This is a genomic window from Sphingobacterium bambusae (assembly GCF_033955345.1).
GTDB classification, from domain to species: Bacteria; Bacteroidota; Bacteroidia; order Sphingobacteriales; family Sphingobacteriaceae; genus Sphingobacterium; species Sphingobacterium bambusae.
Genome location: NZ_CP138332.1, coordinates 3145390 through 3158779, shown reverse-complemented (window position 1 = coordinate 3158779; position 13390 = coordinate 3145390). Strand labels below are relative to the sequence as shown.

Below are 13390 nucleotides of genomic sequence, written 5' to 3'. Positions count from 1 at the left end.
ATCTTAAACATTGTCGATATTGCTTCTAATCCGTAGCAGCTCCACTATTATTTCTTCTTTGAAAAATCGGCATCTGAAAATTCCTGACCAAAGTCGGGCATACCGTCTTTCGTCCATTGCAGCACGCGAATCCGGGTATGCCTATTAGGGTCATACAATGGCTCGCCATCAATATCTTTGTAGTCGCGGGCATGGTAAACCATCACATCACGACCTTTTTCGTCTGTTGTAAAACTGTTGTGCCCTGGCCCGAACCGTTTAAGCCCTTCGTGGCTAAAGAACACGGGGCTATCTAGCTTATGCCATGATGCAGGGTCCAGCAAGTCGGCTTGCGCATCGGCCCATAATAGTCCTATACAGTAGTTTGCATCCGTGGCACTGGCAGAGAAGGTCATAAAGATTTTTCCGTTCCGGATAAGCACCGCTGGCCCTTCATTCACACGGTGCCCTTTGATTTCCCATGCATATTCCGGTTGGCTAATCACCACCTGTTTATCGTCCAGCTTCGTGGGGCTCAGCATCTTAGCGATATACAACCCGGTATTAGGCACGTCCTGCGAAGCACGATCCACCCACACCAAATAACGATCCCCTGTATGCTCAAAAGTCGTTGCATCGAGAGAAAATTCATTCCGCTTGCTTTGCAGCTCCCCTTCTTCCTTCCACACGCCTGTCGTTGGGTCGGCAGATGTGTTCGAAAGCACATATTTACGGATATTCCACTTGTGCTCTGCGGAACCGGCTGCGAAGTAGATATACCAATCTCCATCAATTTCATGCAATTCCGGAGCCCAAATATGGTTCCCCATGGCTCCTGTATGGTGTTTCCGCCAAATGACAACGGCCTCCGCGCTCTTCAGCCCATGCAATGTTTTCGACTTCCTAATTTCTATACGATCATACTCCGGCACAGTTGCGATAAAATAATATGTGCCATCTTTGCCACGCGTGATTTGCGGATCCGCGCGCTGCGCAATAAAGGTTTCATCAATATCGACTTTCCTTTGCTGCTGTGCATGGAGGTTCCCGATAAGTATCGTACAAACAACACAGGTTAAAATACGTGTAAACTTGTTCATGGTTTTGAAAGGCATTTGTTTTACGCTTGTAATGTATGAGCAAATATAACAGAATGTTATTAAATGTCAATAAAACATTTATTAACCTGTCCAATTGAAGCCGTAGTGAATAAGCCTAACAAAAGCGCAATAGCCGGTAAAATTGTTTTTCGAAATCGTCTGTACAAATTTTAGGTTTCCCTTTGATTTATGAATCGATAGCAATAGATTTGCATAGTTTAAACTAAGTCTAAATAAAATAATAATATTTCACAGCACTTCACATGAGAGTTCTATTACTTGTTATCTACCTTGCACTCCCGGCGATACTACTCGCACAAGAGACGACAGATATTTACGGAAAAATCCTATCTTCCGATGGTCAGCCTGCCGAAGGCATTACTGTTAAACTACTGCCGCAAAATATCACGGTCTTTACCAATTCAAAAGGAAACTATAGTTTTAAGCAGGCCACATCGGGCCAGCTAACGCTGTCCATCACTTCGGTTGGTCTGCAAGCGCAGAACCGGGAAATCCATGCCGAAGGCGGCCGATTGGATATTCCAACAATCTACCTATCCGAAAATCGAGCTGCATTGGAAGAAATCATTGTTAGTGGTGTTGCCAACAAGTACACCCGAAAGAGTAGTCCTTATGTTGCAAAAATGCCGCTAAAGAATCTAGAAAATCCACAATCTTATGCTGTCATCACCAAAGAATTGCTACAAAGCCAAGTCAACACCAATTTCGACGATGCCTTATCGAATGTCTCTGGTATCGATAAACTATGGTCCTCCACTGGCCGCCCCGGCGACGGGGTTTCCTATTACACCCTACGCGGATTTTCCACACAAGCCGCTATGGTCAACGGCGTGGTTAGTATTGCAAGTACTAGCCCCGATCCAGCCAACCTCGAAACAATCGAGGTGATCAAAGGGCCGTCGGGTTCGCTTTATGGTGGCGCGGCCATCGGCTTTGGTGGGTTAATCAATAATATCACCAAGAAACCTCTTGATACACTTGGAGGTCGCGTCAATTATATCGGTGGCAGTTTTGATGAACACCGCGTTACCGCCGATGTTTACGGCCCATTAAGCGCCAACAAGAAGCTGCTGGGGCGTGTCAATACCGCGCTTACGCACAACGGCACCTTCCAAGATGCCGGCTTTAAGCAGTCGTTTTTTATTGCACCATCCTTACTATATAAGCCCAACGAAAAGTTGAATATCCAATTAGATGCTGAAATATACCGCAGCGAGGGTACCAATCCGCTGATGGTCTTCTTAAACCGAGCGCGGCAGTTACAAGCACGCAACCCAGAAGAACTACAGTTTGACTTCAACAAATCGTACACCAGCAACGATGTTAATTTCCGCAATCCAAGCACGAATCTTCGTGGAAATGTGAGCTACCGGATCAATGACAAATGGACCTCAAATAGTACTTTGGTATACAATAACCGTAAGGCGGATGGCTATTTCCAATACGTGATGTACTTGGGGGCAAGTGACACCCTCATCAATCGGATGGCGGGTAAGCAAGACTATGTTGCGCAAACTGTTAACGCACAGCAAAACTTCGTTGGGGACTTTCATATCGGGCAAATGCGCAATCGCCTACTATTAGGTGTAGACTTCCTTTCCCAAAGAGCAGAAACCCATAACTCGCCATATGTACAGATTGACCAGATCAATACTTCTTATGATGATCCAGATTACTACAAATTCAACAGAGACAGTATAGACAACATCGTCGGCCGATCAAGCAATCCTGAGACCAATAATCGGAGCCTTACACAGGCATACGGAGCCTACATATCCAATGTGCTTGACATCACGCCGAAGCTTCATTTGATGTTGGGTTTACGCATGGATTACTTTGACAATAAAGGAACCTACAACTTTGATCGTGACACGACCACCGGCACATTCAACCAATTGGCTTTCTCGCCTCGCGTGGGTCTAGTATACCAGCCAATAAAAGATCAGGTTTCTCTTTTCGCAAACTACCAAAATGGCTTTAAGAATGTGGCGCCTGTGGTGCAACCACTACCCGATATTTCAGGCGATTTCAAACCACAACAGGCCAATCAATGGGAAGCAGGTGTGAAACTTAATATGCTGCACAACCGTCTGGGCTTGACGGCGAGCTTCTACAATATTGAGGTCAGTAACATGACACGTGGCGAAAGTATAGAGCGAGACGGACAGGTATATAATATTACCGTACAGAATGGATCTCGCTTAAGTCGAGGGGTCGAATTTGACTTGACCGCAGCGCCGATAAATGGCCTTAACCTGATTATGAGCTACAGCCGAAACAGTAGCAAGACCATCAAGGCCTCCGAAGATGTCAATAATCTACGCCCAACAGAAGCAGGGCCAAAACACCTGTTCAATACCTGGATAAACTATCGCCTGCAACAGCAAATGTTACAGGGGCTTGGATTTGGCATCGGCGTAAATTATGCAAGTGAAAACCTCATTACCAATACCCGTACTACAGGCACATTTACCGTTCCGGCTTACACCCTTTTAAATGCAAGTGTCTCGTATAGCTACCATCGATTCGATTTTGCTGTAAAGGGCAATAACCTGACGAATAAACGCTATTACAGAGGATGGTCAACGGTTAATCCACAAACACCACGTAATATTTTGGGTAGTGTAGCCTACAACTTTTAATACTCATAGTCCTAATCCTTGGTGCTCGACTAACACTAGTGGAACCATCGAGCGAATATTAAAATAATAAGGTCTGAAGGATTGCTCCTTCAGACCTTATTCCTATTCGTGTAGGTTGTACCTTGTATGTGTTGTTACGACCTGCCCTCTTCATCCGCGATTTCTTTTCGTACGCAGTGCACATAATTGATCGACACCTCTGCAAGATCTGCAATGTATTCATCCGACCAATCTCCATGGCTAATTAATTTCCTGACTATCGAAGCATTTCGATGCGCAATTCCTTCCTCAATACCTAGCGCCTTCCCCTTTTCTATTCCCTTTTCAACACCTGCCTTCATTCCTTTTTCAACACCTGCCTTCATTCCTTTCTCAACACCTGCCTTCATTCCTTTCTCAACGCCTGCCTTCATTCCTTTCTCAACGCCTGCCTTCATTCCCTTTTCAACGCCTTCTTTAATCCCTCGTTTGACGCCGGTTTCCAAGCCTTTCTTTATCCCTTCATCAAGGCTCTGCTTAATCGCCGTCTCCAACTGTCGTTCCTGCAATTGCCGAACAGCTTCCTGATCCCATTTTCGCTTTAAACTAACATCGTACATCATACGTTCCTCCTTGTCTAATTTACTATATTGCGCTACGTTAAATAACTTCTCAAACAAAGGTTGTTCCAGTAATTGAGGTGGATAACCGGTCATACGCGGCATATTTTTCAATAGGTAAAGCCAGGTATCCAAATCGCTTTTCAAAGCATCATCTGCTTTTGTAAAGTTAAACAATTGTATATAAATAAAACATAGATCCTCATAAAAAACCGAACCTGTATCACTGTTACACAAATAGATAGCACTCCGAACATCTTTCGAATCCGGGTCATCTGTAAAAACAAAACCTTCCATTAAGGCGATAACGTAGACGGCGCTAACATCATAATTCCATGATTTCCTATCTCCTGTTGGCGCTTGGTCAACAATAAGTTTACTGCCATAGTACAGCATCCGTCGTTTGAAATTTAATTGCGGACTTCGCTGCACTTCAATAATAAATTTGGTACCATCATCCGCCGTACAACATAGATCCAAAATAATCGTACCGATCGCAGTGACTTCCCCAACATGCTCATTTCGCTCATAGGAAAGATCCACCACATTTCGCCGGCCTCCCAGCACGGCATTGATGAGACTGATTAATAAATCCTTGTTATTTTCTGACGCAAAAACCCGCTTAAAAGCATAATCTGTCGTCAAATCCATGTAAGCATGTGTTTTCATAAGACTTATTTATAAATGGTTTGTAAAGCAAAAATAGCCATTAATAGCCACATCAACCAACTATAATAGCTATTTAATTAACTTTGAATTAACTTCAGCAAATAAAGCTATGCCTTAGCGCTAACAACTTTTAACAGCAGAAAAATGCAGCATGTTTCAAAAGTCTATTTCCTATCATATATGAAGGGGTCGCTTTCCCGCTACAAAGGATGAAATAGGTTGATAAATCCGGTAAAAACTTTCAAAAAACGGCGGATTTATCAGAAAAAATGCCGACTTTTAGTATGCTGCTTTTGAAAAATTAAACATGATACGATACTGAGGATCGCAAGGTCATCCGTTTCGTTATAACAACCTACTGCACACTATGCTGAAGCGAATTATATATATCAACCTCTTGATCGTTTTAACGACCGCTATACAAATTCTTTGGTTTTCTCCCGATGGCATATCCTCCGCTAATATGAGTACTTCACCTTTATCCTATATCGAGGTCAGTTGTATTATCCCGGCAATCATACTTAGTATCCTCAGCTACATACTACACAGCATGCAGGCTGCCGACAGTAAGCAATTGCTTATATTGTCCATTGCTCTTGTCGGCTACTGGATATTTGCCAATTATGTCGAATTTGAAGATAGGGTCGCAAGTTGGAGCACCTTTACAACAGCTGAAACATGGTACTACACCTTGATTTATAACCCAATGCCTTTAATTGTCTGTACCACGGTTTTTGTCGTAGGTGCACATCTAATATTTTCAAACACAAGAAATCAGCATATTTATTTGGTTCCGAACGGCCGGTAGCGAGTCCATAAGTCTCAAAAAAAAACTTCGTAGATCGAGACATTAAATAAGGTGTCTTGTTTTCAGCAGCAATCTCCTAACCGAGGTTGCTGCTTTTCTTTAAATTTCACCCATATTTATGCTGCACGAAATCTTAAATCCACGATGAAACCATTCCTTCGCATTCTTTTGCTTCTTTACGCCTACGCGACACCTACCTTCTTATCTGCTTAGGAGAGCTATCATTTCCAAGAAGGCCTCTATCTAGAAGTTCCTTACAACTATGGAAGGGAAGCCATTTACACCGACGAATTCCTCTGGGGTTTCTACAGCAACGGCTGGGAAATAAAGTAAATCGCTCCCCTTTTGCATACGCATACCCCTAAACAAAAAGCGGATCTCCCTTTCGGGAAATCCGCTTTTCAGCATAAGAGGACGACAAAAGTACGTCATCCTTTCGTGTTCATCGTGCTTTAGTTAGCAACATCCCACCATACACGGGAAGTCATAACGTCGCCGTTATTCAACCGACCTACCGCTTCTTGATAATTGGCCGTGTTTACCGTAGACTCCGATACCGGATATGTAAAACGTCTCGGTATAGTTCCATTAGTCACATTACCAATATAATTTACCGGTGTAAGTACGGGAAATCCGGAACGTCTCCAGTTTGCAAACGATTCGTACTCATCAGAGAACGTATTGATATAATACTGCGTATTGATTTGCTGCAAAGCAGTTGCCTCGTTAAAAGGATTGGCAACCAAGTAAGCTTGAATAGCTGCATCACTAATACCAGCTATATCAAACTGTGTGAATTGTTTCATTGCCGCAGTAACACCGGCATCGTAGTAAGACTTTGCCGTTCCGGTTGCAATCCAACCACGTTGTGCAGCTTCCGCAAGCAACAGCTGATTTTCCGCATACGTTACCAAAAACGTTGGCGCATTTAGCTTAGCGTAAGTATAACGATTGGCTACCGAGTAACTATTCATGGAACCCGGATAAAGAGGATATCTGTCAATATCTGTAGCACCCTCCAGTTGATCGTAACCATTTGGCATACCAATTTGTTTACTAGCCGTGGTATCACCTCTAGAAAATGCGGCTTCATCAACCTTTATACGAGGATTTTCTACCACCGTTGCTAAAAATGACAAACGAGGATCTTTTGTGTTTTTTAAGAGGTTAATAAAAGATTCGCTCATCCGATAAGCGTTAGGGTCTTCATGTACATAAACTTTCCCAAAAGGTTCAGCGCTATTGTTCGCTGTTACTCCCCCTGTATGTTTAATCAAAGCACTTTCAGCATTACTTTCAAAAAGACCTCCCGCTACCGCAGTATTTACCCAAGTGCGAGCAGCTGCTTGGTCAACCTTCGATAGGCGCATCCCTAAACGCAACATCAACGAATAGGCAAATTTTTGCCAAAGTACGACATCTCCTTTGTAGATAATATCAGCATCCCCAATCGTAGAAGACTTTTTGTCTAGATTCACTGCAGCTTCCTGTAGTTCTTTAAGCATATCCATATAGATCACTTGCTGACTGTCATACTTTGGATAACCGTTCAACTCATGAAACCCTTTTCCCGCCTCGGAATATGGCACATCTCCGTATAAATCAGTCATACGGTGAAACAGAAATACTTTCAAGATGCGCGCCATCTGATATTCCGTAGCATAAGCTGGATCATCTTTCCAATTTTCCAACAAGTCAACTGCGTCCCGGATACCATTTGGATACATGCGATCCCAAAAAGCAGCATTGTAATCTGGGTTATATAAATATTTATCACCGTTCCAATAACTTTCTACAGAAGATGTGTGCTGAATCATCGTGCTGATATAAATCAAGCCATTACGCCAAGCCTCATATTCCGTTCCGTAAGCATACTGTTGTACATTCGTAAACATCAGCTTAAAATCCATCCGTTCGGCATCGATTACTTCGGGATCGACATTTAGATCACCAAAATCGCTACAAGCGGTAAAGCTAAAGCCACAAGCAGCGAGGATATATAATAATTTCCTTTTCATTTTTTTAAATTTTGTTTGTTTATAATGCGGCACAATATCTGCTCCCCACTAATAAACACTCCTTTCTAAAACTTCAAATTAAGGTTAAAACCCACATTTCTTGTATAGGGATTACCATTCAATTCTAAACCTTGTGCATTGCCGTTACTGTAGGCCGATTCTGGATCAATATTTGGCGTACTTTTGTGAATAGTCCACAAGTTACGTCCAACTAATGAGAAAGATGCTGCTCTAAACGGTGTTTTTGAAAGCATTGCTGTCGGCAGTGTATATCCAAAAGAAATTTCACGCAGTTTAACAAAGCCCGCATCATACACAAATTCTTCCGTAATATTTTGGTTAACGACGTGCTTCCAGTAAGTTTGTGCATCGATCGACTTCGTATTAACTTCACCCGTAGCTGTTACACCTTGACCAACAATACCTCCCTCACGACCTTCCAAGGTAGCTTTATGCAATCCTGTCCCATACAAGTTATAGTTTGTTCCCGAATAGATCTTCGCGCCTAATTTAACATCCAACAATGCGCCTAAGCTGAAATTTTTATAACTGAAATCGTTACGTAAACCACCAGTAAAACGATAGACGCCATTGCCGAGAATCTCTACCTTATCCGAACGAACAGGTAAGCCATTGGCATCGAATATACGATTTCCGCTTGCATCCGTCTTGTATTTATAGCCAACAATTTGTCCGTAGTTGAGGCCTACAATCTGTTGGATTGATGCATTTCCGCCATTAGACTGTCCACCTTCTACAATCAGATTTGTCTGACCGCCCAAATTTTGGACTTCACTGTCATTAAATCCAAAATTCACAGAGCCGCGCCATTTAAAGTTTTCTTTACGGATGATATCACCATACACCAACGCCTCAATACCTCTATTCTGTAGTTCACCAATATTTTTTATTGCCGTCGAATAGCCAGAAGCCGAGCTCGTCGTTACACGGACGATGTCGTCTGTTGTATTCTTTTTGTATACAGCCAAATCCAACCCGAAGCGGTTGTTGAAGAATTCCATGTTCAAACCAGCTTCCCATTCTGAAATGCGCACAGGCTTCAGATCTCTGTTAGGAATGGTTTCGTTGTTTATGGTACCTACCGGACGCTCCAATATCTCATAGGATAAGGTTCGATAAGTCAACAAGCGTTGGTAAGGGTCTGTTCCATTGGACGCTGCTGCACGCGATAAACGAAACTTACCCATATTGATCCATTCAGGTAGGCTTAAATGATCGCTAAATACATAACTCAAACTCGCTGCCGGATATACATAGCCGTTGTTAGCAGGATCAAGCGTAGAATACCAGTCATTACGTGCTGACAAGTTCAAGAATAAAAAATCACGGAAACCAAAATCGGCAGTCCCGTAAACAGAATTTACCGCGAACTCTTGAAATACTTTCTTAAATGTACGTGTTCCTGCAGCGACGTTTCCCGTATTATATACGCCGTCAACGATGAACGGACGAATCCCCCCATCTGTGCCCCAAGTCTCATTTTTGGATTTCAGTGCATTTCCACCGACTGTTGCCGAAATAGAGAAATCACCTACATTCTTTTTGGCACCGATCAAATAGTTAAAGTTGGTCTCTTCAAATTCCTTGTTATACTCATTGATGAAGCCATTTGGATCAGCTGCAGCACCTTTAGGCTGGATCTGCTTGAAGGCCAAGTTAAATCCGTCGCGTGTCGCCGCTCCCTGCACATATAACCAATCTGTGATATCATAACGTAGATTAAATCCACCCGTTAATCTTTTCCTTGTCGAGTTATTGGACTTATTATATTGTAAGAAGTACGGGTTATTAAAGTATACATTATTCCCGGGCTGTAGTTCCTTGCCTGCAGCATCAACCGCAGCGTCCAACCAAGTCACATCATAACCATTTGCTAGATATAAAAGCGTTGCGTTCGTATTTCCATTACCATCCGATAGATTGGGTCTATTCTTCACAAACTCGAACATATAGTTCAAGTTCATGCCCAAGGTCACCTTTGGCGTAATTTTATACGTCGTATTTAAGTTTGCTCCGCGTTGGTTCGAACTCGAATTAGGAAGAATCGGTGTTTCGTGGATGTTATTTAAACCCAATCGAAAGGTCGACTTCTCATCGCTTCCGCTTACAGCAACAGAAGTCTGGTTGGTCAATCCACTGCGGTAGAAGTTCTTCCAATTGTCTACGTTTGAATATGCATAGCTTTTATCCAAGCGGTTTACCGCGTTGCTACCGTCCAAGACAGCACCCCAGCTTTGGTTGTATGTATCAAAGGCAGCCTCACTACTTCCAGGCTTAACCCCCTGTAGGCCTTGCCCGTAAGTTGTCTGGAAATCTCGGTAATCGTAGATACTGTTTACGGTAAAGTTGTTGTTCACCTCAATACCTAAACCTTGTTGTCCTTTTCCAGATTTTGTTGTGATCATGATGACCCCGTTACCGCCACGGAAACCGTATAGTGCCGATGCAGCAGCACCTTTCAATACTTGGATACTCTCGATATCATCGGCATTGATGGCATTCATACCATCCCCCATGTCCATCCCACCCCACTGACCAGCAGAACCTTGGTTTTGGTTGTTCAATGGAATCCCGTCAACCACATAAAGGGGTTGATTATTACCTGTCATGGATGCAGCACCGCGGATAATCACCCGGCTACTACCGCCCATACCTGTTGCGTTACCTGCCACGCTCACCCCGGCAACCTTACCCGTTAGTGCATTTCCCAAGTTTGCATCACGTGATTGCGTAAACTCGTCACCTTTAACCGTAGTTGTAGAGTAACCCAATGATTTTTTCTCACGCATAATACCGAGCGCCGTTACCACTACATCTTCCAATTGGTTTTCTGCGTTCACCAAGGAGATGGTTAATGTCGTGTTGTCGCCTACGGTAATTTCTTGCCCTTGGTAGCCGATGAAGCTTACCACCAGCACTTGGCCCTTGCTCGCCTGTAGCGAGAAACGTCCTTCTGCATCCGTTTGTGTGCCGCCACTCGTTCCTTTCACCCCTACCGTCACACCAACAACCGGTTGCTTTGTTGTTGCATCAATAATTATTCCCCGGATAGTTTGTTGGTTTTGTACAGTGGCATCCGCTTCGCGATATAATGCCGAATTTGCGTGTACTTGACCATAACTTGCCGCAACCAAAGCCAAAGGAATAACCCAAGCTCTGCTCGCTTTCAATTTAAGTTTGTCAGCTTTCCACATAGTGTGTGTTTGTAAAAATTTAGAATAATACGTGTTTATGTGTTTGTTTGCAACGGGTTGCATAAATTGTCATCGCTAAAGAATGCAATCGGTTGCTTTTTTAATACTGCGCTAAGTAACGGAATAATTTTTATAAGAAAAATAGTTTAATAAAAAATTTGTTACAAATTTAAAACCTTTTAGCAAGTAGGCTAAAACGTTGTAAATATGACAACAAAGTTCCTGAAGCACTTTTTGAAAAACAAAAACAAACGCCATTTTCATCGAGATCACATTTAGCGGGCATGTCCATCCCGTAAAAACAGATTCTTGCCCATGATGGGCGTTCCCCAAAAACAAGCCCATCAAATAAGCATTAGCCCAATGCAGCAAGCATTGTCTAAAAAACCAACATATAATTCGCATCCAAAAATCAACAAAAACCATAAACACACAGCAGCACGCACCTTTTAATCAAACCATTAACAGTATATGAATAAAATAATTTTTATCACAACCCATAGAAATTCATGCGATTTTTATTTAGATTTACCTAACGAATTAATTATTAACTGCAACACCTTGGTCAAATCCAATGGGTGTTGGAACCAGCACGATAACCATGGGCAAAAAAGATCATTTGCTTGCTGATTTATGGAATACGTATCCGGAGGTTATTTCCAGCCAACCCTATTTTCCGGCAGATTTCCATATCGGCCACTACATTAGTGAAGTCGTGGCCACCGGCTCATTCTATTCCTACGTTATCCAACTCGCCGACTACAGCCTTCATTTTGTCGATCCGGCAGCACGTACACTCCATCCTCTCCAAAGCCTCCCAACGCAGCTTGCTGATATCACCTCCCTAATTCATCCCGACGACCTCGGCTTTGTTTTGGCCGCCGAAAAAGCAGGTTTAGAAAAAATCCGCAGCTTAGGCTTCGAGCATAGCCTGCAGCTCAAATGCGCCTACTGCTTTCGCATGCAGGTGCACGACGGCAGCTACCATCTTTTTCATCATCAAGCCCTGCATCTCTCCAAAGACGAGGAAGGCCGCGTCAGCTTTAGCCTCAACATCCACACAGACATACAGCACATCACGGCCGTCAACAATAAAATTGTTTTGATTAGTGGTATAGAAGGGCGCAATGATTATTGGCAGATCGATCTCTCGGAAAAACACAAAGCACCTATGCCCTTGCTATCAAGGCGAGAAATGGAAGTCTTAGGCCTGCTGGCACAAGGCTACTCCAGCAAGCAAATTGGTCAGCGCCTATTTATTTCCGAGCTCACCGTCCGCGTGCATCGCAAGAACCTGCTCAAGAAAACCAACAGCTCCAAAAGCGGAAATCTTGTCAAAAAATGTTATGAATTAGGTTTGCTTTAACGGAATCGTTTACAACAAATAGCTTACCGCAGCTCTTTTAGAGCCCCACGGTAACCGACCAGGTTCGTCGCCAGCGCCCGTTGCCTTCCAGCTCCACAATTCCCTCCTTCTGCCGCAAGTCGCCCGCATGTTGTTGCGTGTCGTTCACGCCACACCAAGGTTCCAAGCAGATAAATGGTGCACCGCTAGGCGCCCACAATCCAAAATACGGAAAGCCGGAAAACTGAAAGTCAAGCCTGTAGTCGCCTTGCCTATTCTGCAGCAGCACATTGCTGGAACGCAAGTCCTTCAACACCCAAGCATCTTTGTCAAACATATTAGCCCGCAAGGGCAGGCGTATCCCCTCCAACGGCTGCCATTCGGCTTGCGTATCCAACAAGCCTTTTTTTAGAAAGTAGCGCGTCAGCGCATGGTCTTTCCCAAAAACCAGGTAATAGTCAGCGAAATGCTTTCCGTTTGAAAGGTTTAGTTGAAATGCCGGGTGGCCTCCCAACGAAAAGTACAACGGATCATCCCCCTTGTTCTGCAACTCATAGCTGCACGAAAGCGTATGCCCCTGCAGCACATAGCGCAGCAGCAAGCGAAAATCAAAGGGATACATCGCCTTTGACTCCGCATCAGCTTCGAGCACAAAGGTAATCTCCTGCGGTTTCTGCTCCAACACAGCAAAAGTACGATCCCGCGCAAAGCCATGCTTGGGCAGCTTATACCATTGTCCTTCGAACAGGTATTGTCCATTTTTTAGCTCGCCCACAATGGGAAACAGCAGGGGCGAAGATTTCGGCCAATAGGCCGCATCGCGCTGCCACATATATTCACGTCCATCCGCCTTCGACAACAGCGATCGCAGTTCCGCTCCTTCCGGGGCAATGTCTATATGCAGGTGGTCGTTATCTAAGCTATACATCGTTTTTTACTGCCTTTGGCGATACTAAACAGGGTGATCAACTGACGAGCCGTAAAACAGGTCAGC

At 43.7% G+C, this 13390-nt stretch carries 8 protein-coding genes; 3 read left to right on the top strand and 5 right to left on the bottom strand.

Going from position 1 to position 13390, the window contains the following annotated elements; all coding sequences use genetic code 11:
• Positions 1–47: 47 nt before the first annotated feature.
• A complete protein-coding gene (locus tag SCB77_RS13180) occupies positions 48–1079 on the bottom strand; it encodes a glycoside hydrolase family 43 protein (RefSeq protein ID WP_320182471.1) in 1032 nt (343 codons plus the stop codon).
• Positions 1080–1342: 263 nt separating this feature from the next.
• On the opposite strand from SCB77_RS13180, the gene SCB77_RS13175 reads away from it, so the two are divergent.
• The gene (locus SCB77_RS13175; RefSeq protein WP_320182470.1) at positions 1343–3742 is read left to right on the top strand and encodes a TonB-dependent receptor; all 2400 of its coding nucleotides are present in this window, start codon (positions 1343–1345) and stop codon (positions 3740–3742) included.
• A 134-nt stretch (positions 3743–3876) separates the two neighbouring features.
• Here SCB77_RS13175 and SCB77_RS13170 read toward each other — a convergent pair whose 3' ends face one another.
• Entirely contained in the window at positions 3877–5010 is a 1134-nt protein-coding gene (locus tag SCB77_RS13170; RefSeq protein ID WP_320182469.1) for an Rpn family recombination-promoting nuclease/putative transposase, read from the bottom strand.
• Positions 5011–5377: 367 nt separating this feature from the next.
• Here SCB77_RS13170 and SCB77_RS13165 point away from each other — a divergent pair, with 367 nt between their 5' ends.
• On the top strand, positions 5378–5818 hold the full coding sequence (locus tag SCB77_RS13165; RefSeq protein ID WP_320182468.1) for a hypothetical protein: 441 nt from the start codon (positions 5378–5380) through the stop codon (positions 5816–5818).
• Positions 5819–6270: 452 nt separating this feature from the next.
• On the opposite strand, the gene SCB77_RS13160 is transcribed toward SCB77_RS13165, so the two are convergent.
• On the bottom strand, positions 6271–7836 hold the full coding sequence (locus SCB77_RS13160) for a SusD/RagB family nutrient-binding outer membrane lipoprotein (RefSeq protein ID WP_320182467.1): 1566 nt from the start codon (positions 7834–7836) through the stop codon (positions 6271–6273).
• A 65-nt stretch (positions 7837–7901) separates the two neighbouring features.
• Complete coding sequence (locus tag SCB77_RS13155) at positions 7902–11051, bottom strand: SusC/RagA family TonB-linked outer membrane protein (protein ID WP_320182466.1); 3150 nt, start codon at positions 11049–11051, stop codon at positions 7902–7904.
• 601 nt (positions 11052–11652) lie between these two features.
• Between SCB77_RS13155 and SCB77_RS13150 the strand changes: the two genes are divergently transcribed.
• On the top strand, positions 11653–12417 hold the full coding sequence (locus SCB77_RS13150) for a helix-turn-helix transcriptional regulator (protein ID WP_320182465.1): 765 nt from the start codon (positions 11653–11655) through the stop codon (positions 12415–12417).
• A gap of 37 nt (positions 12418–12454) precedes the next feature.
• Here SCB77_RS13150 and SCB77_RS13145 read toward each other — a convergent pair whose 3' ends face one another.
• Positions 12455–13324, bottom strand: coding sequence for an aldose 1-epimerase family protein (locus SCB77_RS13145; protein WP_320182464.1), 870 nt, complete (start codon positions 13322–13324; stop codon positions 12455–12457).
• Positions 13325–13390 lie beyond the last annotated feature (66 nt).